Here is a 26,264-nt window from a genome sequence, read left to right as displayed (position 1 = left end):
TTACTCACTTATTAATAAATTAACTAACTTTTGCTCGCTATGTTCTAATTTTTCATTCTTTTGAAAAATAAAAATATTACGCGTCCTTTGTCTTATGGTTTGAATTTTTGCTGCACATAAAACAAGTTCAAGTTCATTAAAAACATTCATCAAATACGCCATTAAACCCTGCTGATCTTTAGTATTAAGACCTAATTTGGCATACATTTTAGAATAATTTAAGTCTAATTTTAACTCATCTTTTTTAATGATTGGCTTTTTAATTTTTTTCAAATTAAAACCAGAAAGATTTGAATTTAAAAGCTCGCAAAGTTTTAGTTTTTGCTCATCACTGATAATATTATCATATTCAAATCTTAAATAAATTTTATCATCAAAAAGTTCAAAAAAATTCATGAAAATAAGATTTAAATTTGTTAAAGAACTTAAAATAATGGCAATATTAAAATGAAGTGGTGCAACAATTTGCAAACTAAGATTTGTTTCATTACTAAACCAAAATTTAAAATCATTTTCTTTGGCTAATTTAGAAATCATAACAATATCTTCAAAAGTATTTTTTATAATAAAAAGATTTGATTTGATATGTATGATTTTATCTTGCAAAATTTCATCTTGCTCTAAAAAAATCTTACTTCTTTTAAGTGTTAATTCTTTTTTTACTCTTCTTGCGCTTTCTTCAAGTAGATTTTCATCTTCAAAACCTTGTTTTGCATTTTCTAAAAGTTTATCAAGAACTCTAAAATAAAAAGCATTATAATTTAAAGCCTTAGCCTTTAGCCAAGTTAAAGTATATAAAAGCTCTAAATTTTCTAAATTTTCTAGCTTAGAAACCAAGCTACTTACAACAATAGGATTGTATATATCTTCTTTTTCTACAAGATCTTTTAAGGCATTATTGTTTTTAAATATCTTAAGACCCCATTCTAAAATTTCATTCTTTAAATCAAATTTAGAGCAATACGCTCTATATATGCCTGCTAAAGAAATTTCATTTTCACTTTCTATAGCGCTTAAAAGTATCACAAGCTTTAAAATCATTTTTTCATCGGTTTTAAGTTTTTGGAGTATCTCAAGCTCATCTTCGTATTTTTCAAATTCACTTAACATAAGAAAAACTTGCTCATCAAAACTATAATTTCCTTCTTCATCGCTTAAAAAACGAACTGTCCAAAAAGGCTTGCATAAATCTTTTAAAATTCCACTATCAAGCAAAAGCTTTAAAACACAAAAACTATGCCTTTTATAAAAAATTTTCTCAAAAAGTATTAAAGCTTTTTCTATATCTTTTTTACCGTATTTCAATCTTCTTAGGGCAAAAACCAAGTTAAGATCGAAAATAACCTGTTTATCTTCAAGTTTTAATAAGTATTCTAAAACTTCCACAAGAGTTTTAAATTTATATTCTTGTTTAAGAGTATGATTTAATCCATCTTGAATTTGCTTTGCTAGAAAGTGCGTATAAAAACCTATAGTATGCATACTTTGTAAAGCCTTTTGAACCAACAACTCATTTGCTCCAAAATGTTTTTTAGCTTTTTTATACATTAATTCACTCAAATCATGAACATTAATAAGTAAAAACTCATCCTCATCTTTAGCACTTAATAAATTCATCGCTGATTTTAAAGAAAGTAAAAAATCTCCAGCTAAACGCAACTCGCTTAAATTTTTTTCATCTATAAAATTTAAAGCATAATTTTTTGGAGAAGTCTTAAAAAGAACAAGCAAACTCTCTAAGGATCTTAAATGATTTAATCCGCCAAAATCTTTTAAGATATTAAATTCCTGCTTTATAAATGGAATATCAAATTCTTTAAAATTTTCTAGCAAAAGCTTGGCAAAATCATTTTTATTTTCTTTTAAAATACTCTCAAATTTTGTCTTAATCCCTTTAAATAAAATCCTAGAACCACATATGAAACGAGTTTGTATTATAGAAGTCTTAAGCTCATTGCTAGCATTATAAAGTCCGTTAAATTCTAAGATAACAGAGTCAATTTGCAAATGCGCATCATTTAAAATTTCGATAAAAGCCTTAATCATAGGTTTTAAATGAAAAGCCTTAATATCTTTATAAACAAAAATCAAAGAAATACTTTCATTAAAACAAAGACTATTATTTGCATATGCTCTGCTTGCTAAAACACAAAAAGGGATATTATCACTTGGAGGTGAAAAATCATCAAAATAATCTTTAAGAACTATATCATAAGCTTTTTTTATGAAATTATCCATATTTTTAGAATGATATAAGCTAAACGCCCCTTGCTTAAGAAAAAATTTTCTACAACTTTGGGTATAGGAACTAAGATTTTTTTTAAAAATTTCTAATTCTTTATTTAACAAAATTTCTACTCTCTTTAAATTTTAATATTTTAATAATAATCTTAACAAAAATATCTTTTATTTTGGCTTTTTCTATAAACTCTTTTTCAGTAAGCAAAAATTATAATGCTTTATTTAAAAACAGCAAAAGAGTAAAATTAAAATGAAAAATTTAATTACCAAACTAGAAAATGAAGAAAGATTAAACCAAGAAGAAGCCAATGCACTTTGGGATCTAGATCTTTTTACCTTAGGCAAATACGCTCACAAAAAACGCACCAAACTTCACGGAAAAAAAGTCTATTTTAATATCAATCGCCATATCAACCCAACTAATATCTGTGCAGATACCTGTAAATTTTGCGCCTTTTCAGCGCACCGAAAAAATCCTAATCCTTATTTGATGACTCATGAAGAGATTATGAAAATTGTCGATGAAACTGTAAAACGAGAAACTAAAGAAGTGCATATCGTTTCAGCTCACAACAAAGATACAACTTGGCAGTGGTATTTAGAAATTTTTAAAATGATAAAAGAAAAATATCCTAATCTTCATGTAAAAGCTATGACTGCTGCTGAGATTGATTTTTTGCATCGTCGTTTTAAAATGAGCTATGAAGAAGTGATAGAAAAAATGCTTGAATACGGCGTTGATTCCATGCCAGGCGGTGGGGCTGAAATTTTTGATGAAGAAGTGCGTAAGAAAATTTGTCATGGAAAAGTTAGCAGTGAAAATTGGCTTAAAATTCATAAACTTTGGCATGAAAAAGGCAAACAAAGTAATGCTACCATGCTTTTTGGACATATAGAAGAAAGACATCACAGGATCGATCATATGTTAAGACTGCGTGATCTTCAAGATCAAACTGGTGGATTTAATGCTTTTATCCCTCTAGTTTGGCAAAGGGATAATAGCTTTATACAAACTGATAAAATCATGGATAGTGAAGAAATTTTAAAAACCATTGCCATTGCTCGTTTAGTGCTTGATAATATTAAAAATATCAAAGCTTACTGGGCAACAATGACTTTAAATTTAGCCATGGTGGCACAAGAATTTGGAGCTAATGATTTAGACGGTACCATAGAAAAAGAAAGCATACAAAGTGCGGGTGGTGCAAAATCTGCTAAAGGCACAAGTTTAAAAACTTTTATTGATATGATAAAAACTTCAAATCTTATTCCTGTAGAACGCGATAGTTTATACAACGAGCTAAAAACCTACTAAGGAGAAAAAATGGACTTTTTTAAACTCAAAGAAAACAATACGAGTTTTAAAACTGAAGTTATAGCAGGGCTTACTACTTTTTTGGCTATGGTTTACATTATCCCCGTAAATTCTAGCATAGTAGGAAATACAGGAATGCCCATAGAAGCTTTAATCACCGCAACAGCTTTAATCACCATAGTTGCAAGTGCTTTTAATGCTTTTTTTGCCAATACTCCTGTAGCTATGAGTGTAGGAATGGGTTTAAATGCTTATTTTACCTTTGCGGTTTGTTTAGGTCAAAACATAGCTTGGCAAAGTGCCTTAGGAGCTGTTTTTATTTCAAGTATTATTTTTCTCATACTTTCTTTTACGCATTTTCGCCTTTGGGTAATCCGCAATATCCCAAAAGATTTACGCCTTGCAATTTGTGCGGGTATAGGTTGTTTTATAGCTTTTTTAGGCTTAAGTCAAATGGGTGTGATCATGCATAATAAAGATACTTTAGTAAGCATAGGAAATTTCAAAAGTCCTCATGTGCTTTTTGGAATTTTCACTCTAGCTTTAATCATCTTTTTTTGGGCTATAAAACTTCGCGGAGCTTTTATTTTGGGGGTATTAGTAAGCTCTATTATTGCTTGGATTTTCCATTTAGACAATGCAAGTTTTCCTGTGCAAATCTTTTCTTTACCAAATTTTAGCATGGAAAATGGCCTAGGAGCCATCTTTTTACAACTTGATATCAAAAGTGCCTTAAATATTACTATGATACCTATAATTCTTACTTTTTTTATCACTCAACTTTTTGATAGTATAGGAACTATCACAGGTGTGGGTGAAAGAGGAAAGATTTTTGATGATCCAAAAAATGGAGAAAAAAAACTAAGCAAAACCTTAATGGCAGATGCAACAGGATCGGCTTTAGGAGCTATGACAGGCACTTCTACAGTTACAGCTTTTGTAGAAAGCACTACAGGGGTTGAAAGCGGGGGAAGAACGGGGCTTACAGCTTTAGTTGTAGCTATTTGTTTTGCTTTTACACTTTTTTTACTGCCACTTTTTAAAGCCATTCCTGCAAACGCAATATACCCCGTACTTGTAATGGTTGGAATTTTAATGTTTATGGAAGTTAAAAATATAGATTTTAAAGATAGTGCTATAGCTGTAGCAAGCTTTTTTACTATTATCATGATGCCTTTTACTTACTCTATCACCACAGGTTTTGCTTTTGGTTTTCTTTCTTATTTACTTGTAAGAATTTTTAAACGCGAATGGGATAAAATCAATCTTGGCATTATAGTTTTAAGTTTATTATCTTTGGGTAATTTTTTACTTATGGCACTACAATAAAGTAAGGATATATAATGATATTTTACTCCTATGAAGAATTTAAAGAAGATGTAAAAATTCTTGCTAAAGAAATTAAAAAAGATTTTAACCCCGATGCACTTTTAGCTATAGCAAGAGGAGGGATGAGTTTAGGACACTCTTTAGCAGTGGCTTTAAAAACGCGTCAGCTTTTTGCTTTAAACTCAATTCATTACGATGATACAAAAAAACTTGATACTATTGAAATTTTCAACATTCCTGATTTAAGCAAGCACAAAAAAATTCTACTCATTGATGATATAGTAGATAGTGGAGAAAGTTTAGCAGAAATAAAAAAAGTTTTGCTTGAAAAATTTCCTCATATAGAACTTAAAATTGCAACCATTTTTTATAAAAAAACTGCTCTTTTGGAGCCTGATTTTAAAGTAAAAGAAGCTACTGAATGGGTGGATTTTTACTGGGATATAAATCTTGATTAAAAATTTGCTATAATTTTACTTTTAAAATTTTTAGGAGTTTTTGCTTGAGAATAAAATTTATATCTTTTATTTTAATTTTTTTTACTATTTTTGCTTTTGCCAAAGAACAAAATTTAGATGATTTTGAACAAGAATACCAAAACTATCAAGTAAACGATCCACTTTCAGGATATAACAAAGCTATGACAAGTTTTAATGTGGCTTTGTATGATTATGGTTTGCGTCCCGTTCTTAAGGGCTATAACGCTATCACTCCTGAATTTATAAGATTAGGAGTAAGAAATTTCTTTGATAATTTACTTGCTCCTTTGCGTTTTATAGGCAATGTTTTGCAATTTAAATTTGAAGAAGCGGGAGAAGAATTTAAAAGATTTACCGCCAATACCATTATGGGCTTTGGTGGATTTATGGATGTGGCATCAAAAATGGGTCTTAAAAAACATCCCGCGGACTTAGGAACCGTTTTGGCTCACTGGGGTGTAGGAAGCGGTTTTCATATTGTCTTACCTATACTTGGTCCTAGCAATCTTAGAGATACTCTTGCTTTACCTGCAACTTGGTATGCAAGTTTTACCGCTTACATTGATCCTACTTGGGTAAGTATAGCTATAAGTGCTTATGGATTTGGTAATGAACTTAGTTTTAGACTTGATGAAATTGATGAAATTTATCACAACACGCCTAATTTATATCCATTCTTGCGTGATGCTTACGAGCAAAGACGCAATGAACTTAGCAAATAAAGGAAAATAATGAAAAAAATATTTCTAATCTTGGCTTTATTTTTTAATGCTTTTGCCTTACAGCTAGATGAAATTTCTAGTACTATGCAAAAAAACATTGATGCAAGCTTAAAACTTTTACAAGATAGCAAAGAAGACAAAAAACAAGCTGCTGATGGAATTTTTAAACTTTTTGATAGCATAATTGATTATAAACTCATGGCAAAACTGAGTCTTTCGAAAAATTATTCTAAATTAACCCCAAAAGAACAAGAAAAATTTACCACAGCCTTTGAAACAAGTCTTAAAAAAAGTTTTACCGATAAACTCAGTCTTTATAAAGATCAGGTTTTAAAGGTCAAAAATGGTGAGTTAAAAAATGAAAAACGCTATTTTTTAACCACTTCTATGGTAGTAGATGGGGAAGAAAAAAATATCATTTTCAAATTTTACAATGATAATAACAACTGGCTTATTTATGATGTAGATGTTTTAGGTGTGAGTATAGTACAAACTTATAGATCACAATTTGGAGATATTTTAGCCAACCAAGGCTTTGATGCCCTACTTCAAAAACTTGAAAGTATTGTCATAGAATAATGTTTGCAAAGCTTTTAAAGTTTTTTATTTCTCGTCCAAAAAGTACTTTTTTTGGAACGTTGTTTATATGCCTGTTTTTAAGCTTTTTTGCTTTTAAGCTTAGTGTAGATGCAAGTGCTGAAAGTTTACTTTTAGAAGATGATGCAGATTTAAAAACTTTTAGAGAAATTTCAAAACATTATAAAAGTGATAATTTTTTACTTTTAGCCTTCAAACCCTATGATGAAAAACCTTTTTCAAATGAAAATTTAGCCAAATTAAAAAAACTTCATGAAGAATTAGAAAAAGCCCCTTTGGTAGAGCGCGTTTTTAGTATCATCAATGCCCCTTTACTTCAAAGTTCGCAAAATACGGATTTAAAAGAACTTTTAAAAAATATCCCAAATATAGAAAGCCAAGATATAAACCGCACAAAAGCCCAAAATGAAATTTTAAATAGTCCCTTTTATAAAAATAATATCATCTCAAAAGATGGAAAAGTAACAGGGCTTATTATTTACTTAAAGCCTGATACAGTTTATAATAATCTTATAGAAAAACGCGATCTTGCTACCGATGAAAAAGAAAAAGATCAAATTCGTCTTGCCATAAAAGAACATCAAGACAAGCAAAAAGTTATCACGAAACAAAGTCTAGATACTATTAAAAGCATAGTTCGCACTTATGAAAAAAATAAAGATACGCTCTACCTTGGTGGTGTAAGCATGATCGCTGATGATATGATAGCTTATATAAAATCTGATCTTGTGCTTTATGGTGTTTCTCTTGTATTTTTACTAGGACTTGCACTTTATTATTTTTTCCGTTCATGGCGCTTTGTTTTTTTACCTCTTTTTATTTGTTTTATAAGCTTAAGTGCGGCTAGTGGAGTTTTTGCACTTTTAAATTTTCAAATCACGGTTATTTCATCAAATTATGTTGCTTTGGTTTTAATTATCACCTTAAGTGTAGTTGTTCATTTGATCACGCATTTTATCGAAAGCACCCAAAATCATCCCAAAGCTAAAGTTGAGCGCATAGTGCTTGAAACCTTACTAGCCAAAGCAAATCCTAGCCTTTATGCCATTGTTACAACGATGATAGGATTTTTTTCTTTAATCCTATCAAATATCGAACCTATCATAAAACTTGGCATTATGATGAGTATAGGTATAGGTTTAGCTCTTATCTTTAGTTATTTGTTTTTAGCAAGTATCTTAGTTCTTTTAAAACCAAAAAATTATCATAAAAAAGAGTTTAAATTTAATCTTTTAGCCTTTTGTGCTAAAACCGCTCTTGATCCTAAAAAGCGTCGCATGATTTATGGAATTTCAGTTCTTGCTATAATCTTAGCTTTAATAGGCATTTCAAAACTCAGAGTTGAAAATTCTTTTGTCAATTATTTCAAAGATGGTAGTGAAATCAAAAAAGGACTTTTGGTTATTGATAAAAATCTAGGTGGAACCTTGCCTTTAGAAGTCATCATTCGTTTTCCAAATAATAAAAACGATCAAAATACAAGTGATACTCTTGATAGTTTTGAAAGTGAATTTGAAAATTTAGCCACACAAGAAACTTATTGGTTTGACTCTAAAAAAACACGTATTGCAAAAAAAGTTCATGAATTTTTAGAAAACAAAGAATTTGTAGGCTCGGTTTTAAGTCTTAATAGTCTTTTAACCCTAGGGAAAAATATCAACGATGGAAAAGAGTTAGATGATTTTGCCCTTGCGTTTTTAAATGAGAATTTACCTGCTAAATTTAAACAAGACTTGCTTTCACCTTTTGTAAGCATAGAAAATAACGAGTTAAGATTTAGCATGCGTATTGTTGATTCTGATCCGAATTTAAGACGTAATGAGTTTTTAATAGATCTTAAAAAACAGCTCAACGAGCTTGTAAAAAACGATGGAGTAGAAGTTCAAATCACAGGCATAATGGTGCTTTATAATAATATGCTCCAAAGTCTTTTTTCATCGCAATTTGATACTCTTATATTTGTAATTTTAGCTATTTTTATACTTTTTATCATTGTTTTTAGAGATTTAAAATTTTCAGTTGCGGCTATATTGGTAAATGTTATTCCTTTAAGTGTGGTTTTTGCTCTTATGGGGCTTTTAGGTATTCCTTTGGATATGATGAGTATTACTATAGCTGCTATTGCTATAGGTATAGGCGTTGATGATGCTATACATTATATTTATCGTTTTAGAGAAGAAATTAAAAACAAAAGCCTAGAAGAAGCCATTATGATTTCTCACCTTAGTATAGGTTCAGCACTTTATTATACTACCATTAGCATAGTTTTAGGTTTTAGTGTTATGATGAGTAGCAATTTTATTCCAACAATTTATTTTGGAATTTTAACCGTTTTTGTAATGATTTTGCTTTTAAGTGGAAGTTTGTTCTTATTACCAAGCTTTTTAATCACTATTTATTCTAAGAAAACCAAGTTTCCAAACCAACATAAAGAGCATATATTAAAACAATAATAGCTATATATTTTAAAAAATTTTTCATTTTTATCCTTTATTTAAAATCTTTAAAATGATTTTTGCAAGCTCTAAAGCTTTAAAACGATGAGAGATATTATTCTTCTCATCCACGCTAAGTTGGGCTAAGGTTTTATCAAAACCCTTTGGAATAAAAAGGCTATCATAACCAAAACCATTTTCACCTTTTTCTGTATCTATTACTTTTCCATGCATGGTTCCATGCGTACTAAATTCCCCCATCAAACCTACCATAGCAATAGCAGCAACATAATATGCCTTACTTTGTTTAAAACCTTTTTTTACCATTTCATTGACAAGTTTATCACGGTTACTTTTATCATCACCTTGACCACTAAATCGAGCAGAATAAATTCCTGGATTTCCTTCTAAAACATCTACACAAATGCCACTATCATCACTTAAAGCGATAAAATCTTTTTTTTGCTTTTCATCCAAAGCATTAAAAACCGCTCTTGCTTTAATCAAGGCGTTTTCTTTAAAAGTTTTTCCATTTTCTTCAATCTCAAAAGGCATTAAAACTTCATCAAAGGCATGAATTTCAAAATCTTTCAAAATTTCTTTAAGTTCTAAAACCTTATGCTTATTGCTCGTAGCTAGGATAATCTTCATAACAAAAGCTCCAAAATAATATCAAAACAAAAATATGATTTTATAAAATTTATCCTTGTGCATAGCTTTTAAATATCAAATGATAAAACGATGTTAATCAATGCTTAATCCATTTCATAGTAAAATTATCCTAATTTAAATTTCAAATTTAATAGGAAATTGATAATGCTAAATAATGTCTTACCCTTATCTTTCATAGTTGGAACAAGATTTTTTGGGCTTTTTATAGTTTTGCCAGTTTTAAGTCTTTATGCTTTAAAACTTGAAGGTGCTAATGAATTTTTAGTCGGACTTTTAGTAGGTGTTTATGCCTTAACTCAAATGATTTTACAGATGCCTTTTGGAATTTTAAGTGATAAAATTGGTCGTAAAAAAACCATGCTCATTGGACTGATTATTTTTATAATAGGCTCTTTAATCTGCTCTTTTGCAGAAAATATTTACACCATGCTTTTAGGAAGAATGCTTCAAGGCGCAGGAGCTATTGGAGCAGTAGCTACGGCTATGATAAGCGATTTTATCACAGAAGAAAATCGTGGTAAAGCCATGGCGGTAATGGGTTCTTTTATAGGACTTAGTTTTGCAGCTTCTATGGTGATCTCTCCTTTAATGAGTGCAAAATGGGGTTTATCCAGCCTTTTTGATCTTAGCGCAGCTTTGTCTCTTTTATGTATAATTTTACTTTATACTGTTGTACCTAAAGAAAACAAAATCACTCATGAAAATGAAAAAACTCCTTTTTTTCATCTTATTAAACAAAAAAATTTAGCCCTTATGAATCTTACTAATTTCATGCAAAAAATGCTTATGAGTATAGCATTTTTAAGCATTCCTATCATTCTGGTAAAACATTTAGGCTTTGCTTCTGATAAACTTTGGATTGTTTATAGCACTTCTATGGTGGCAGGTTTTATCGCCATGGGCTTTGCTGGAAGTTTAGGCGAAAAAAGAGGTTTAGCTAAACAAATTTTACTCTTAGGAATTGTTTTTTTCATACTTTCTTATCTTTTTTTTACTTTTAGTAATTCTATAGATTTTTTTATCATAGCAGTTGTGATTTTTTTTATAGGTTTTAATTTACACGAGCCTATTATGCAAAGTTGTGCATCAAAATTTTGTAAAGTTCATGAAAAAGGCGCAGCATTAGGACTGTTTAATGCTTTTGGATATGGCGGAAGTTTTACAGGTGGTATTATCGGGGGGATATTTTTGCATCTAGATGCCTTAAATCTTTTGGCTATTATTTTAGTAATTTTAGCTCTAATTTGGCTTGTAGCATTATTTTTCTTAAAAAATCCAGCTGATTTTAAAAACCTTTATCTACCTTTAGAAACACCTTTAAATTTCAGTACTTTTAGCGAAAATTTAGGAGTTGTAGATATTTATAAAAACTCTAAAAATCTTGTTGTTAAATTTGATAGCAAACTTACAAATAAAGAAGAATTAGAAGGCAAAATTAAGATCTAAATCTAATTTTGCCCCGTAAAACCCATTGCTTTTATCATCACTTTTGCCTTGCAATCTGCACAGCAATAAAGTGTTTTGATTTTATTTTCATCATTACCAAATTTAGGCTTCATTAAATTGGCTATTTTTTCTACAGCTTTTTTGGTGGCAAATTCTTTACCACATTCTATACAGGCAAAAAGCTCATCTTTTGCCATGGTTTGATATTCAAAATAAGAAGCTCTAAACTCCATTCCACTACGAAATAATTTTAAAGTATCTTTTTCAGCACAACTTAACTCACAATACCCACAAGTCGTACAAAGAGAAGCATTAAATTTCAAAGCATTTTCTTGTTTATCAGCGATTAAAGCTCCTACATTACAAGCACCCACGCAAGAAAGACAAAGCGTACAGGTGTTAGGATTAATTTCTACCTTACCATAACGCAACCATTCACCACTTTCTATACTGCCAAAATCTTCACTTTTTATCATTTCTTGCATTCTTTTGGCAAAATTTTCTCTTGTAGTTAAGGTGTTGTTATGAAAATCATATTTTAAATCTTGTATGAATTCTTGCTCTTTTAAAACATTTTGCAATTCTTTTTCATCTTTAGCAACAAAAATAGCTTTTTTTTGAAATTTTCTTTCAAAAAAAGTATTTAAAAGTGTAATGGCTTCATTGCTACCACGAGATACAAAATCCGTATAAAAAACTAAATTTGCTCCACTATTTTGCAAAAGCGCTAAAAAATGCACAGAAGAAAGCCATTTTTCACCCTCTATCATAAAGGGTAAAACATCTTTTGGTAAAGCAAGATTTAAATTTTCTAAAGACATTTTTTTAGGAATGATTAAAATTTTTTTATCTTTATAAAACTCACAAAGGATAAAAAAACTTTCTCTTGGCATAGGAGCATAATCAAGCGATCCGCTAGGACACACACTAATACATCCTCCACAACCCAAACAATCCACTTGAGAAAATTCCAAATGTTTGTTTTCATCATCTTTTAAAATCGCCACAGTAGGACAAATTTCAGCACATTTTGCACAATGCTCACTGCGTCTTTCGTGGTATTGGCACACGCTAGCATTATAGCTAATATAAGTTTTATAATGATATTTTGGACTTTTGCTTTGTAAAAACTCAAGCAATACTTCAAGATTTTCAAAATTTAAAAGATTATAACATCCACTTTGTCTTGTAAAATCTTTACGCACAACGCTTAAATCCTCAGCTTTAAAAAGTAAAAAATCAAAATCTATTTCCACTTCTTCGCCTTGATTTTTAACCACAGCACAAAGCTCCCCTACACTTCCAAAAACAGCTAAAATTTCTACACTGCTTAAAGCAATAACCTTAAATCCATGTTCTTTTAAAAACTCTACGGTTTGAGTATCGCTATCTACTAAAATCAAACGATTTTGCACTTCTTTGCTTTGTTCTAAATCAAGCCCTAAATCATAAACACTAGCTCTTGCTTCATAAAGCGTTAAAACATTTTTACTTTGCTCTAAAATTTCATCTTGAGAATTTTTAAGATAAAAATTAATCTCAGGGGCATAAATTTGTGCTTTTTGATTTTTATCATTGCAAACTAATGCTTCTTTATCATTTACCTGATCTAAAATTTCAATAGCATCGGGCAAAGGGATCAAAACATCATTTTTTATATAAACAAAATCTTGCATTGTCTTCCTTAATCTCTTTAAAACATCATTTTATAAATTCTATGTTAAAATAACCAAATATTTTCTTAAGGCTTAAGATGAACAAATTTAGAACTTTTCCACAGATTAACACTCTTATTGAAGATGAGAGTTTAAAATCCTATCCTTTTTATATCAAAGCATTTTTTTGTAAAAAAGTTGTCGCAAAACTAAAAGAAAATTTTTCCCAAGATGAAATTTCTAAAGATAAACTACTTTTAGAAATCAAAAAAGAAATCAAAACTTTTTACCGCAAAGATTTACAAAGTGTGATTAATGCAAGCGGAGTGGTTATACACACAAACCTTGGCAGAAGTGTAATCCATGAAGAACTTTATGAAGCGTGTAAAGATATCATTTGTAATTATTCTAATGTAGAGTTTGATTTAGAAAATGGAAAAAGAGGATCTCGCTATGCTTTGGTACTAGAAAAACTTAAAATGCTTTTTGAATGTGAAGATGCTTTAGTGGTCAATAACAACGCTGCGGCAGTTTTTTTAGTACTTAATTCTCTTTGTTATGATAAAGAAGTCATAAGCTCAAGAGGAGAACTTGTAGAAATTGGTGGCAGTTTTCGCGTGCCTGAAGTAATAAAAGCTGCAGGTGTAAAGCTTTGCGAAGTTGGAACTAGCAACAAAACACACTTAAAAGACTATGAACAAGCTATCAGTGAAAATACCGCTCTAATTTTAAAAACCCACAAGTCTAATTTCGCTCTTATGGGTTTTCACAGTGAAGTAAATATAAAAGATCTACATGAACTAGCAAAAGAAAAAGGGCTTTTGAGTTATTATGATCTAGGTTCTGGCTGGTGTGAAAATTTAAACAAAAAACTGATTAAGAATGAACCTAAAATCAAAAAACTCGTGCAAGAATGTGATATTTTAAGTTTTAGTGGAGATAAACTTTTTGGTAGCGTGCAAGCAGGCATTATACTTGGAAAAAAAGAACTCATAGAAAAGCTTAAACAAAATCAACTTTTAAGAATGCTAAGAGTGGATAAATTAACTTTATCTTTTTTAAATGAAAGCTTAAAAGCTTATTTACAAAAAGATTATGAAAAAATTATTACCTTAAAACTTTTAAATGATGATTTATCCTTTATAGAGGAAAAAGCTTTAAGAGTGCAAAAAGAATTAAAATTTCAAACTCAACTTAAAAAAAGTAAAAGTTTAGTAGGTGGAGGTTCTATGCCTGATAAAAGTTTAGATACTTATATACTAACTTTTCAAGGAGATGCTTTAAAACTACAAACTCGATTTAGAAAAGAAAATATCGTAGGACGCATTGAAAATGATGAATTTGTTCTTGATTTTAGAACTATACGAGAAAATGAACTTCAAAAACTTATTCTTACAATCAATCAAATGGAAAACTTATGAAGTCTGTTATTATAGGAACTGCAGGGCATATTGATCATGGAAAAACTTCACTCATTAAAGCTTTAAATGGTTTTGAAGGCGATAGTTTAAAAGAAGAACAAGAAAGACAAATCACCATTAATTTAAGTTTTTCAAATCTTAAATTAAAAGATAAAAACATTTCTTTTATCGATGTTCCAGGACATAAAGACTTGGTTAAAACTATGGTAAGTGGAGCTTTTGGCTTTAGTGTTTGTTTATTTGTCGTAGATATTAACGAAGGTTTAAAAGAACAAAGTTTAGAACATTTAGAAATTTTAAAAATTCTTGATATTAAAAATATCATTTTAGTGCTTAGCAAATGCGATCTTTGTGAAAATATAGAGCAAAAAAGTGTAGAAATTTTAGAAGAGTTAAAAAATTTAGATTATCCCATTTTAAAAGTATTTCACACCAGTATAAAAAATAATCAAGGCATAGAAGAATTAAAAAATTATCTTTATACCATAGAAAACAAAGAAAACGATGAAGAACTGATTTTTCATTATTATATCGATAGAGTTTTTTCTCTAAAAGGCATAGGAACTGTCGTTACAGGCAGTCTGAATGAAGGAAGTATCACTTTAAATGAAAAAATCATCTGTTTAGACACCCAAAAAGAACTCATTGTTAAAAATATACAAAATCACGATACTAATTTAGAGCAAATCAAAGCTTGTAACCGTGTGGCTTTAAGTTTAAATTGTGATTATAAAGAGTTAAAAAAAGGTTATTTGCTAAGTAAAAAAGGTTATTTTAAAGCCTTTAAAGAATGCGATGCTTTAGTTAAAGCAAAAAATTTACAAAATAGCAAAATGATTTTTTGCGTGGGTTCAAGACAAATAGAATGCAAAATAAATATATTAAAAAAACTAGAAAATGATGAATTTTTTGTGCATTTTAGTTTTGATAAAAATGTATTTTTAAGTTTTGATGAGGCTTTTATTTTATTACAAAACAATCGTGTTATAGGTGGTGGTAAGGTTTTAAATCCTTTAAGCGAACCTTTAAAAAAAGAACAAAAAAATAAATTTTTAATGTTTTTGAAAAATAAAGATTTTAAAGCAGCTTTTTCTTTCTTAAAAGACGCACATAAATACGGCTTTGGTTTGCTTTCAAGCTATCAAAGATTTAAACTCTCTCATCAAAAAGCATTGAAATTAGCAAAAGAATTAAATCAAGTATTTGTCGATGAAAAAAATCTTAATGTATATCATTTACAAAGTCTAGAAGAAATTAAAAATTTCATCAAATTCATACTTGAAAAAAATCCTTATGCCATGCTTTCAGCACATTCTTTAGCTTTAAGGATTACTTGGGCAAGTGAAAATTTTTGCGAACTCGGACTTAAAGAAATGTCAAATTTATTGGATTTTCAAAATGGAATTTATTTTAAAAAAGGCATAGATTTTGAAAAACTTCAAGAAAAAAATAATAATCAATTATATGAAATTTTAAAAAAACAAGGTATTAAACCCGAAGCTCCTTATAATCTTTATGATTTTTTAGAACTTGATAGAAAAAGCGGAGATAATATACTCAAAAAACTTACCCAAAAAGGCTTGATTGTAAGACTTTCACACAATCTTTTTATAGAAAAACAAGCTCTTGAAAAACTTATGCAAGAATGTTTAAATTTATTAAAAAATCAAAGTCTTGATGTGCAAAGCATGAAAGAATATTTTAATCTTTCAAGAAAATATGCTATTGCTTATTTAGAATACTTAGACAAATTTCCTCAAGTAAGTAAAGAAGCTGAAAAAAGATTTTTAACAAACATTTAGAAAATCATTATAGAATTAAACATAATTTATTTAAAGGATTTATAAACTATGAAAAAATTAAGTTTAATTCTTGCCTGTTCAGCATCTTTGTTTGCTGCAAGTAATTCAGAAATTAGTGATTTTTATTCAAAAAGCATTAAAGCACAATTTCCAAATGCTACCGTTAGTGTATCAAATCGTCAAAAGGTTGGTAATACGGGTTTTGAAAGTGTTATTGTAAGCGTTGAATTAAATGGACAAAAACAAGAAAACATTCTTTTTACAAAAGATAGTCTTATTACACCTGATCTTATCGACTTGAAAACGGGAATTTCTTATGCTCAAGAATATGAAATGAAAAAATTTCAAGAAGCAAGAGAAAATTTTACAAAAAATGCTAAAGCTGTAGCACAAAAAGAAACCATGGTAATAGCTTTGGGAGATAAAAATAAACCTGCAATTTATGTTTTTTCAGATCCTGAATGCCCTTATTGTAGAGAACATTTAGCTCAAATTGATAATGAACTTAAAAACTATCAAGTTAATTATATTTTAACTCCAGTACATGGAAAATCTGCTTTTGAAAAATCCGCTCTAATCTACAAAGAAGCAAAAAAAGCAAAAAATGATAAAGAAAAAATCGCAATTTTAAACAAATACTATGATGCAAATATCAAAAATTATCCAAAAGTAAGTGATGCAGAATTAAAAGAAGTTTTTTCCTTATATGAAAAATATCGCTCATTAGGTCTTAGCGCTACTCCAACTATTATTAAATAAACCTAATGTCTAAATTTGCTTTAATTTTAAGCTTTTTTATAGCACTCTTTATGAGTGCTTGCACCAATGCAACTTTCATACAAAGCTTTATTCAAACAAGCAATGAAGGCATTTTTATCAGATCACAAAAACAACAAAGTTTTAAAATTTCCTTTCAAAATCCTAGCCAACTTCGAACTACTTTGGATAGAGATTTGGCTTTAAAACTTAAAAATTTAGGCTTAAAAGAAGTAAAAGAGAATGCAGATTATGAAATTTTAATCAATCTTGTAGATATGAAAAAGCATTCTTATGCTCAAAAAATCACAACTTCAGCAAGATTTTTTTATGATTTTGATCCTTTGGAAAGTGATGGAGAATGGATGGTGGAAAACTACTATACTATGCAGGTTAATTTACAAATCAACTCTAAAAATCACAATTCTCAAAAAACAAGTCTTCTTGCAAGAACAGCTTATCTTGGAAATAAAGAACGCTGTCAATTATCTTTAGAAAATAAAATTATAAATCAAATAGTGAGTTTTTTTTATTTTTAAGAAAAGACAATCAAGAGTATAAAAACTCTTGATTTTAAGAATTATTAAGCAAAATAAGGTTTAATTTGTTCTACCCAAACATCAATTCTTGATTCAGTTTGATCTTCTTGATTATCATTGTCAAGAGCAAGTCCAACAAATTTACCATCTACAACCGCATCGCTTGCTTCAAATGTATAACCATCAGTTGAAACTTCTCCTACCAAATTTGCACCTGCATCTTTTAAATTTTGAGCTAATTTACCCATGCCGCCACAAAAAGTGTCAGAATAACTTTCACTATCACCCATACCAAATACAGCTACAGTTTTTCCACCAAGACTAAGCCCTGAAAAATCAAAACCATCCCAATCATCTTGTAAATCACCACTTCCCCAAGTTGAAGTTCCACAAATTAATTTATCGTAAGAATTCATTTTAGCTGCATCAATATCTGAGATATTAAAAACATCACTAATTCCAAGTTTTGAAGCAATTGTATTAGCCGCTCCTTCTGTATTTCCCATAGCACTACCATAGATTACTGCTACTGACATTATTTTCTCCTTATAATTTGATTTGATATTTTATACGGAACTAATTTTAACATAGTTTTGTTTAAATCACACAAAAAATGTTTTATTTCAATAAAATGTGTGAAATTTTTGTTACGCGGACAAACAATATAAAATTTTTCAAAATTGTTTTCTTTTATTAAATTCAATAATTCATAAATTTCATTTTCAATTTCTAAATTATGTGTATTAATCTCTTTGCAAAGTGGCAAAATTGCAAATTTCTTATCTATTATAATAAGATCACCATCTTGATCTATATTTTTTCCATTATTTTGAAAAGAAACCTTATCATAAACATAGGAGCTAAATAAAATTTGCGCATCAAAACAAATGCCATAAAGATAAATTCTTAAAAGTCTTAAAAGATCGACATTCTTAGATATTTTAGTATTAAAAATCAAGCTTTTTCTTTTTTGAAAGTAAAAAGCGCATGCATTAAGCTTGATATTTATATTTTGAATCTTACCAAATGAAACATGCATTATATCATGTAAAAAATTTCCAAATATCATTTTTAAACTCTTGGTATTTTTTGCATATAAAAGAGGAATTTTTAGAGCGCTATCAACGCTCGCATTATATTGAGTTAAAAAAGTCAACATAAGCTCTTGATTGTTTAAATAGCGATAAATTTGCGGTATAAATTCTTGCTTATCATCAAATCCAAATAACATCTTTAACCTTTATAGCAAGAAAATTCTTTATTAAGATTAAAAATTTTACAATATTCACAATACACACAACTTACACTTCTTTTTGCACAAACTAATGGAATTTTGCGCTTTTTAGCTTCATTTTTGATTTTTTTCATAGTATTATGATTTAAAAAGCTTGTTAACATTACTATACATTCTGTATCACAAGGAATCGGCTTACGATTAACTCTATTTTCATTACGCGCATCCCAGTGTTCTATTTTTTTAGCACCTAAATCATGTAAAACAGCTCTAATAGGAGTGATTTCATCTGCACCAATAACCAAAACTGACATAAATTCTCCTTTGTGATTTTTAAAATATATTTTGATAATTATTATTATAATATAAAAAAACTAAATTTATTTTGAAATTTATTATCAATAAAATGCAATTATTCAGTTAATTTTAATTTTTAATAGATATAATTTACTAATTAATAAAATTTATTATTTAGGAGAAAACAATGAAAAAATTGACTAACGATTTTGGAAACATTATAGCCGATAACCAAAATTCATTAAGCGCAGGCGCAAAAGGACCTTTACTTATGCAAGATTATCTTTTGCTTGAAAAACTTGCTCATCAAAATAGAGAAAGAATTCCAGAAAGAACCGTTCATGCTAAGGGAAGTGGAGCTTATGGCGAAATAAAAATTACAGCAGACTTAAGTGCTTATACCAAAGCTAAAATTTTTCAAAAAGGCGAAGTTACTCCATTATTTTTACGCTTTTCAACAGTAGCAGGTGAAGCAGGTGCAGCAGATGCTGAACGCGATGTGAGAGGTTTTGCTATTAAATTTTACACCAAAGAAGGAAACTGGGATTTAGTAGGAAATAATACTCCAACTTTTTTTATCCGTGATGCGTATAAATTTCCTGATTTCATCCATACTCAAAAAAGAGATCCAAGAACTCATCTAAGAAGTAATAATGCTGCTTGGGATTTTTGGAGTTTATGTCCTGAAAGCTTACATCAAGTAACCATTCTTATGAGTGATAGAGGAATTCCTGCAAGTTATCGTCATATGCATGGATTTGGAAGCCATACTTATAGTTTTATTAATGATAAAAATGAAAGATTTTGGGTGAAATTCCATTTTAAAACCCAACAAGGGATTAAAAATCTTACCAACCAAGAAGCTGCAGAGCTTATAGCAAAGGATAGGGAAAGTCATCAAAGAGATCTCTATAATGCTATAGAAAATAAAGATTTTCCAAAATGGAAAGTTCAAGTTCAAATTCTTGCTGAAAAAGATATAGAAAAGCTTGGATTTAATCCTTTTGATTTAACAAAAATTTGGCCTCATAGTCTTGTACCTTTGATGGATATAGGCGAAATGATTCTAAACAAAAATCCTCAAAATTATTTTAATGAAGTTGAACAAGCTGCCTTTAGTCCAAGCAATATCGTTCCTGGAATTGGCTTTAGCCCTGATAAAATGTTGCAAGCTAGAATTTTTTCATATCCTGATGCACAAAGATATAGAATAGGAACTAATTATCATCTTTTGCCCGTAAATCGTGCAAAAAGCGAAGTGAATACTTACAATGTCGCTGGTGCTATGAATTTTGATAGTTATAAAAACGATGCAGCTTATTATGAACCAAACAGCTATGATAATAGCCCAAAAGAAGACAAAAGCTATCTTGAACCTGATTTAGTCTTAGAAGGCGTAGCACAAAGATATGCTCCACTAGATAATGACTTTTATACTCAACCAAGAGCTTTATTTAATCTTATGAATGATGATCAAAAAACTCAACTTTTTCATAATATTGCCGCTTCTATGGAGGGAGTTGATGAAAAAATTATCACTAGAGCTTTAGAACATTTTGAAAAAATTTCACCTGATTATGCAAAAGGAATTAAAAAAGCTTTAGAAAAATAATTTTTACTTGCCACTTTTGGTGGCAAACTAAAGATTATAATAATTAAGGAAAAACAATGACAACTCTTAGTTTAGAAGAAGAAAAAAGATTTGAAGAGCTTTGCAAAATGGCTTTTAATTTTGCAAGAAATAATGAATGTGAAAATCTTAAAATCATGATAGAAGCAGGTTTAAATGTAAATTTAAAAACTCATAAAGGCGATAGTTTGCTTATGCTTGCAGCTTATAATAATTCTTATGAAAGCGCTAAAATGCTTTTAGAAAAAGGTGCAAAAGTAGATGAAAAAAACGATCGTGGACAAACCCCATTAGCGGGAGTTTGTTTTAAAGGATACTTACCTATGTGTGAACTTTTAGTTAAATATGGAGCAAATATTGATGAAAACAATGGTTTAGGAATGACACCTTATACTTTTGCTATTATGTTTGGACGCAAAGATGTGGCAGAATTTTTACTCAAAAAATCTAAAAATAATTTTTTAAAGAAAATGAGCCTAAAAATACTAAAATTTATCAAAAAATTTTAGTTATTTTTTAAATTTCTTCAGATACCTATAAACACTAGGTTCTGAAATTTTTAAAAATTTTGCTACGATAGGAACTGCTCCTTTTATGTTAAAAATACCTTTTTCATATAGCTTTTCAGCAATTTCTTCTTTTTGAGTAATGCTTAATTGATAATCAGAATTTAAATAACTAGAATCTACACTTTGAACTAAAATATCCTCTATCGAGTGACTTAATGTTTCTATGTTTGAATCATTTTGAGAAAAACTAATATTTCCTAAAATATCACCCATATCTCCAATTTTTTCTAAATCAATCATCTTACATATTAAATCTCTCATAATGCTAGTATCATGATTGATACATAAAATACCTACTAATTTATCATGATTTTTAATAAAAAAAGTAGATCCTCTAATTAATTTTGATTTTCCAACAAGAGCCTTATAATCACATAAAAAATCTTTTTCTAAATATTTTTTATTTTGCATAAGCTCACTTGCAAAAGCAGTCAAGGGAGAATCTAAACTTCTCCCACTAATGTGATTGTTAGCAATTGCCGCAATATAAGCCCCATCTTCAGTAATTACATGAAAAACTATCTCATATTGCTCACCTAAAACTTCTCCTAAAAAATATGTCAACTTTATAAATTGTTGTTTTTGTCCCTCATCCATAAAACTGCCTTCAATAAAAAATTAATATAATATTAAATTCTACTCTTTATACTTTAAAACATTTCTTAAAAATAAAATTTTATTATTATGATAATAAACTATTGACAAATTATTATTGTAGTGATAAAATGCATTCTGTTTAAGCTATATTTAACAAAGGAGAATTCATGTCAAACTATCCAAAGGCCATTGGTCCATACTCAGCTTATAGGGAAGTAAATGGACTTTTATTTATATCAGGACAACTTCCTATCAACCCTGCTTCAGGAGAAATAGAAAGCTCTGATATCAAAGAACAAACCAAACAATCTTTAAAAAATATCGGTGCTATCTTAGAAGAAAATGGTATCAGTTATGATAAAGTGATTAAAACCACTTGCTTTTTAGCTGATATTAATGATTTTGTAGCATTTAATGAAATTTATGCTGAATTTTTTAAAGCTCCTTATCCAGCAAGAAGTGCTTTTGCAGTAAAAGATCTGCCAAAAAAAGCTAAAGTAGAGATAGAGATCATCGCTCAAAAAGGATAAAACATGCTAGGTATTGTTTTTTCTTTATTTAGTGTTTTTTTACTTGTTTTTATGCTTTATAAAAAAATCAATGCTCACATGGCATTGCTTTTAAGTGGTTTACTTTTACTTTCCTTAGCTGCTATTTTTGGACTTTCTCCACACATTGTCGCTAAAGGTTCTTTAAATTTAGGTTTTTTTGATATTTTTCAAGTTTTCAATCAAACCATGTCAAGTACATTAGCAGGGCTTGGACTTACACTTATGACTATAGCAGGTTTTTCTGCTTATATGGATCATGTAGGGGCTTCTTATGCACTTTTTAAAGTTTTTGAAAAACCTTTAAAAGCCGTAAAATCTCCTTATGTTTTACTCATAGTTGCTTATTTTATTGTGCAATTTTTAGTTCTTTTCATCCCTTCTCACGCAGGCTTGGCACTTTTACTTATGGTTACTATGTATCCTATACTTGTACGCTCTGGTGTTTCAAAACTTTCTGCCTTAAGCGTGATTGCTATTTGTCAATATATCGATCATGGACCTGGAAGTGGAAATGTGATCATGGCGTCAAAAGTAGCCGAAGTTGATCCTGCAATTTATTTTGTACATTATCAACTCCCTACAACCTTGCCTATCATTATAGCTGTAGGTATTGCAATATATCTTTGCAATAAATTTTTTGACAAAAAAGATAATTTTGTCTTCAATGCACAAGAAATTGAAAAAGAACTAAATGAAAATGAAGGTAAAGAAAAAGAACTTAAAAAGCCTCCTAGAATTTATGCGATTTTACCTATAATTCCTTTAGTTTTAATCCTAGGATTTAGTTCCGTACTTGATAGAATCTTGGTTTTAATGGGAATAAGTAGTGCTGAAGAAGTTAAAGCAGCTGCTAGCACTGCAATTAAAATGAATGTTCCAGTAGCAATGGTGATTTCAACTTTTGTGGCTATTATTTTTGAAATGATACGCTATAAAAGTATAGTAGAAACTCTTAATTCTATTATGATTTTCTTTAAAGGAATGGGACATTTATTTGTTATCACAGTTTCACTCATCGTTTGTGGTCAAGTATTTGCAAGTGGTCTTTTATCTGTAGGTTTTGTAGATACTTTAATAGAATTTTGCAAAAATGCAGGATTTGGAGTTTTGGCTATTATTATCGCCGTTTCAATCTTGCTTGCGGTTTGTGCTTTCTTAATGGGTTCAGGAAATGCGGCATTTTTTAGCTTTGCTCCACTTATCCCAAATATAGCAAAACACTTTGGAGTTGAAACTATCACCATAATAGCACCAATTCAAATTATGACAGGCTTTGGAAGATGTGTTAGTCCTATTGCACCAGCGATTTTAGCTATCTCAGCTATTACAAAAGTAAGTCCTTTTGCCGTGGTTAAAAGAACAGCTATTCCTATGCTTGTAGCGGCTATTGTAAATGTTATTATGACTTATATCTATCTTTAAAAAGGAGAAAAAATGAACTCAAAAACTAAACTTATTCATTGTGGCAGAGGCGATCAAGGCGCTGAAGTAAGATCAGTTAATCCTACACTTATGCGTGCATCAACCATACTTTTTAAAGATCACGCAACTTGGCAAAAATACAGAGAATTAAGAAAAACAGATCGTGTTTTAAGTTATGGAGCTAGAGGAACAACAACCAATTTTGAACTTGAAAAACTTATTTGCACTCTAGAGGGTGGTTATAGAGCACAACTTTTCCCAACAGGACTTGCAGCATTAGCTATGGTGCTTTTAAACTATGCAAGCAAAGATGCACATTTTTTAATCACCGATGCAATTTATGGGCCTGTAAGAACGATTTGCGAATTATTTTTAGACAAAATGGGAGTTGAAATTGATTTTTTAAAAGCTGATGCAAGTGATGTAGAAGAAAAAATCAAACCTAATACCAAGCTTATCTTATGTGAAAGTCCAGGTTCTATACTTTATGAAATCATAGATTTACCAAAACTTTGCAAAATTGCCCATGCGCATAATATCCCTGTAGCTATTGACAATACTTATTCTAGTGGATATTTTCTAAATCCTTTAGAACTTGGAGTGGATATTTCAGTTATCGCCGCTACAAAATATCTTAGCGGACACTCTGATGTAACCATGGGTATAGTAGTAATCAACGAAAAAGAATGGAAAAATTTTGACAAACTTCCAGAAGCTTTAGGCTTTACAACAAGTCCTGATGATGCTTACTTAGTACTTCGTGGTATGAGAACACTAGATGTAAGAATGAAAGCCCATGAAAAAAGTGCTGATGAAATTGTAGAGTTTTTACAAAGTAGAAAAGAAATTAAAACAATTTTCTATCCAAAACTCAAATCCCACCCAAATCATGAAATTTTCATGCGTGATCATAAAGGTGCAAATGGTATGATTACCATAGAATTTGCAGAAGGTTATAGCAAAGATGATGCTATTAAATTTGTAGATAAACTAGAATACTTTTCAATTGGTGCTAGCTGGGGTGGATATGAAAGCTTAGCCACCGTAACTACTCCACCTAGAACTGCAACAGATTGGAGTGCAAGAGGACCATTTGTAAGATTTCATATAGGTCTTGAAGATACTAAAGATTTAATTGCTGATTTAACACAAGCTTTTGATAGTATTAAAAAATAAGGAGATAAGATGACAGGAATTAGCGTATTTGATCATAGATTACTAGCAGACTCATGGAGCACACAGGAAATGCGTGCTATTTTTTGCGAACAAAACCGCATACAAAAATGGCTCGATGTTGAAGCAGCTTTAGCAAAAGCACAAGCAAAACTTAAAATTATCCCTAAAAAAGCAGCTGATGAGATCGCAAAAAAAGCTCATTATAAATTTATGGATATGGACTTTATCTTTGCTGAATTTAAAAAGACTAAACACCCTTTAGTTCCTACTGTAAGAGGATTAGAAAAAGCTTGCGATAATAATTTAGGCGAATATGTACATTTTGGAGTAACCACTCAAGATATCATCGATACAGGACTGGTTTTACAATTTAAAGAAGCAATGACTCTTGTAAAAAGCGAATTAAAAGCTATCGCAAAAGCCTTAGCGAAACTAGCTAAAACCCATAAAAACACTGCTATGATGGGAAGAACTTTAGCACTTCAGGCTTTGCCTATTACTTTTGGACATAAAGTGGCTATTTGGTTAAGCGAACTTGAGCGTCATTTTGAAAGAATACTTGAGCTTGAAAAAAGACTTTATGTAGGTAGTATAGTAGGTGCTGTAGGAACTAAAGCAAGTTTAAGTGATGAGTGCAATGAAGTAGAAAAACTCACTTTAGAAAATTTAGGACTTGATGTGCCTAATATTTCTTGGCAACCCGCACGTGATCGCTTTATAGAGCTTGGTTTTGTACTAGGTAATATCAACGCAACCTTTAACAAAATCGCTCATGAAATTTTAATCCTTTCGCATAATGAAATTGATGAAGTTGCTGAACCTTTTGGAAAAGGACAAGTAGGATCAAGCACTATGCCACACAAAAGAAATCCTGCAGTAAGCGAAAATGCGGTTACAGTAAGCAATGCCTTTAAAGCAAATTTAGCCATTTTAAGCGATATTGAAAGACATGAACATGAAAGAGATGGTCAAGTTTGGAAAATGGAATGGAAGCTTTTACCTGAAATGTTTTTAATGCTTTCTGTGGTTTTAGCAAATATGAAATTCGCTCTTAGTGATTTAGAAGTAAAAAAAGATAAAATGCTTAAAAATTTAAATACTCTTAATGGTTTTGTTTTAGCCGAGCGTGTTATGTTTGCATTAAGCGATCATTATGGAAAACAACATGCCCATGAAATTGTTTATGAAAATGCTATGCTAGGTATAGAAAAACAAAAAACTTTTAAAGAAGTTTTACTTGCAGATAAAAGAGTATCTAAGGTATTGAAAGAAAAAGAAATTGATGCTTTACTTGATGCAACAACCTATGTAGGATATGCACCAAAACTTGTAGATGAATTTTTAGCAAAAATCAAAAATAGCGCTATCTTAAAATAGGA

The 26,264-nt window shown here is 29.8% G+C and carries 24 protein-coding genes; 17 read left to right on the top strand and 7 right to left on the bottom strand.

The genetic code is table 11. The features are described 5' to 3' along the window. Positions 1-2,349: a nucleotidyltransferase gene (locus ELQ04_RS07300; protein ID WP_044777877.1), complete on the bottom strand. Its 2,349-nt coding sequence runs from the start codon at positions 2,347-2,349 to the stop codon at positions 1-3. 142 nt (positions 2,350-2,491) lie between these two features. Here ELQ04_RS07300 and mqnE point away from each other — a divergent pair, with 142 nt between their 5' ends. The 6 genes from mqnE to ELQ04_RS07270 are packed head-to-tail and all read left to right on the top strand — an operon-like array spanning position 2,492 to position 9,136. Further along, positions 2,492-3,556 carry an aminofutalosine synthase MqnE gene (gene mqnE / locus ELQ04_RS07295; RefSeq protein ID WP_002862042.1) on the top strand — a complete coding sequence of 355 codons (1,065 nt, stop codon included), beginning with the start codon at positions 2,492-2,494 and terminating at the stop codon, positions 3,554-3,556. Between the two features lie 9 nt (positions 3,557-3,565). Next, positions 3,566-4,885 carry an NCS2 family permease gene (locus tag ELQ04_RS07290; protein ID WP_002893965.1) on the top strand — a complete coding sequence of 440 codons (1,320 nt, stop codon included), beginning with the start codon at positions 3,566-3,568 and terminating at the stop codon, positions 4,883-4,885. 14 nt (positions 4,886-4,899) lie between these two features. Next, on the top strand, positions 4,900-5,343 hold the full coding sequence (locus ELQ04_RS07285) for a phosphoribosyltransferase (protein ID WP_002893963.1): 444 nt from the start codon (positions 4,900-4,902) through the stop codon (positions 5,341-5,343). A 44-nt stretch (positions 5,344-5,387) separates the two neighbouring features. Continuing rightward, complete coding sequence (locus ELQ04_RS07280; protein WP_002893962.1) at positions 5,388-6,086, top strand: VacJ family lipoprotein; 699 nt, start codon at positions 5,388-5,390, stop codon at positions 6,084-6,086. A gap of 9 nt (positions 6,087-6,095) precedes the next feature. Next, the gene (locus tag ELQ04_RS07275) at positions 6,096-6,665 is read left to right on the top strand and encodes a phospholipid-binding protein MlaC (RefSeq protein ID WP_002893960.1); all 570 of its coding nucleotides are present in this window, start codon (positions 6,096-6,098) and stop codon (positions 6,663-6,665) included. Next, complete coding sequence (locus tag ELQ04_RS07270; RefSeq protein ID WP_044777887.1) at positions 6,665-9,136, top strand: RND family transporter; 2,472 nt, start codon at positions 6,665-6,667, stop codon at positions 9,134-9,136. The genes ELQ04_RS07275 and ELQ04_RS07270 overlap by 1 nt, the downstream gene beginning before the upstream one ends. Before the next feature lie 30 nt (positions 9,137-9,166). Here ELQ04_RS07270 and rdgB read toward each other — a convergent pair whose 3' ends face one another. Then, positions 9,167-9,769 carry an RdgB/HAM1 family non-canonical purine NTP pyrophosphatase gene (rdgB, locus tag ELQ04_RS07265; protein WP_002893956.1) on the bottom strand — a complete coding sequence of 201 codons (603 nt, stop codon included), beginning with the start codon at positions 9,767-9,769 and terminating at the stop codon, positions 9,167-9,169. A 165-nt stretch (positions 9,770-9,934) separates the two neighbouring features. Between rdgB and ELQ04_RS07260 the strand changes: the two genes are divergently transcribed. Then, positions 9,935-11,236, top strand: a complete 1,302-nt coding sequence (locus tag ELQ04_RS07260; protein WP_044777888.1) for an MFS transporter — start codon at positions 9,935-9,937, stop codon at positions 11,234-11,236. Between the two features lie 2 nt (positions 11,237-11,238). On the opposite strand, the gene ELQ04_RS07255 is transcribed toward ELQ04_RS07260, so the two are convergent. Next, entirely contained in the window at positions 11,239-12,912 is a 1,674-nt protein-coding gene (locus tag ELQ04_RS07255; protein ID WP_002936342.1) for a 4Fe-4S dicluster domain-containing protein, read from the bottom strand. 77 nt (positions 12,913-12,989) lie between these two features. Between ELQ04_RS07255 and selA the strand changes: the two genes are divergently transcribed. The 4 genes from selA to ELQ04_RS07235 are packed head-to-tail and all read left to right on the top strand — an operon-like array spanning position 12,990 to position 17,409. Continuing rightward, entirely contained in the window at positions 12,990-14,312 is a 1,323-nt protein-coding gene (selA, locus tag ELQ04_RS07250; RefSeq protein WP_002893951.1) for an L-seryl-tRNA(Sec) selenium transferase, read from the top strand. Next, positions 14,309-16,114, top strand: coding sequence for a selenocysteine-specific translation elongation factor (gene selB, locus ELQ04_RS07245; protein WP_044777891.1), 1,806 nt, complete (start codon positions 14,309-14,311; stop codon positions 16,112-16,114). Before selA ends, selB begins: the two co-directional genes overlap by 4 nt. Before the next feature lie 48 nt (positions 16,115-16,162). Then, positions 16,163-16,873 carry a DsbA family protein gene (locus ELQ04_RS07240; protein WP_002867291.1) on the top strand — a complete coding sequence of 237 codons (711 nt, stop codon included), beginning with the start codon at positions 16,163-16,165 and terminating at the stop codon, positions 16,871-16,873. Between the two features lie 5 nt (positions 16,874-16,878). Beyond that, a complete protein-coding gene (locus ELQ04_RS07235; RefSeq protein ID WP_002884155.1) occupies positions 16,879-17,409 on the top strand; it encodes a hypothetical protein in 531 nt (176 codons plus the stop codon). Positions 17,410-17,453: 44 nt separating this feature from the next. Here ELQ04_RS07235 and fldA read toward each other — a convergent pair whose 3' ends face one another. The 3 genes from fldA to ELQ04_RS07220 are packed head-to-tail and all read right to left on the bottom strand — an operon-like array spanning position 17,454 to position 18,957. Continuing rightward, positions 17,454-17,945, bottom strand: coding sequence for a flavodoxin FldA (gene fldA, locus ELQ04_RS07230; protein ID WP_044777894.1), 492 nt, complete (start codon positions 17,943-17,945; stop codon positions 17,454-17,456). Beyond that, on the bottom strand, positions 17,945-18,640 hold the full coding sequence (locus ELQ04_RS07225) for a hypothetical protein (protein ID WP_002936344.1): 696 nt from the start codon (positions 18,638-18,640) through the stop codon (positions 17,945-17,947). The genes fldA and ELQ04_RS07225 overlap by 1 nt, the downstream gene beginning before the upstream one ends. A gap of 2 nt (positions 18,641-18,642) precedes the next feature. After that, positions 18,643-18,957, bottom strand: coding sequence for a DUF2325 domain-containing protein (locus tag ELQ04_RS07220; protein ID WP_002855637.1), 315 nt, complete (start codon positions 18,955-18,957; stop codon positions 18,643-18,645). 170 nt (positions 18,958-19,127) lie between these two features. On the opposite strand from ELQ04_RS07220, the gene ELQ04_RS07215 reads away from it, so the two are divergent. Beyond that, positions 19,128-20,552 (top strand): catalase, encoded by a 1,425-nt coding sequence (locus ELQ04_RS07215; RefSeq protein ID WP_002936345.1) that lies wholly within the window; start codon positions 19,128-19,130, stop codon positions 20,550-20,552. Between the two features lie 56 nt (positions 20,553-20,608). Further along, positions 20,609-21,079 carry a Cj1386 family hemin-binding protein gene (locus tag ELQ04_RS07210; RefSeq protein ID WP_002862058.1) on the top strand — a complete coding sequence of 157 codons (471 nt, stop codon included), beginning with the start codon at positions 20,609-20,611 and terminating at the stop codon, positions 21,077-21,079. Here the strand turns inward: ELQ04_RS07210 and ELQ04_RS07205 are convergent, their stop codons facing one another. After that, positions 21,080-21,736 (bottom strand): transcriptional regulator, encoded by a 657-nt coding sequence (locus ELQ04_RS07205; RefSeq protein WP_002936346.1) that lies wholly within the window; start codon positions 21,734-21,736, stop codon positions 21,080-21,082. Positions 21,737-21,903: 167 nt separating this feature from the next. Here ELQ04_RS07205 and ELQ04_RS07200 point away from each other — a divergent pair, with 167 nt between their 5' ends. Genes ELQ04_RS07200 through purB form a run of 4 tightly spaced genes read left to right on the top strand, consistent with a single transcriptional unit; the run spans position 21,904 to position 26,262 of the window. Further along, entirely contained in the window at positions 21,904-22,266 is a 363-nt protein-coding gene (locus ELQ04_RS07200; protein WP_002852401.1) for a RidA family protein, read from the top strand. A gap of 3 nt (positions 22,267-22,269) precedes the next feature. Further along, the gene (gene dcuC, locus ELQ04_RS07195; RefSeq protein ID WP_002936348.1) at positions 22,270-23,709 is read left to right on the top strand and encodes a C4-dicarboxylate transporter DcuC; all 1,440 of its coding nucleotides are present in this window, start codon (positions 22,270-22,272) and stop codon (positions 23,707-23,709) included. 12 nt (positions 23,710-23,721) lie between these two features. Then, complete coding sequence (locus ELQ04_RS07190) at positions 23,722-24,885, top strand: PLP-dependent aspartate aminotransferase family protein (RefSeq protein WP_002871981.1); 1,164 nt, start codon at positions 23,722-23,724, stop codon at positions 24,883-24,885. A gap of 9 nt (positions 24,886-24,894) precedes the next feature. Beyond that, a complete protein-coding gene (gene purB, locus ELQ04_RS07185) occupies positions 24,895-26,262 on the top strand; it encodes an adenylosuccinate lyase (RefSeq protein ID WP_002892895.1) in 1,368 nt (455 codons plus the stop codon). Positions 26,263-26,264 lie beyond the last annotated feature (2 nt).

This window comes from Campylobacter sp. CH278 (genome assembly GCF_004378845.1).
GTDB classification, from domain to species: domain Bacteria; phylum Campylobacterota; class Campylobacteria; order Campylobacterales; family Campylobacteraceae; genus Campylobacter_D; species Campylobacter_D jejuni.
This window is presented reverse-complemented; position numbering and strand designations above follow the sequence as displayed.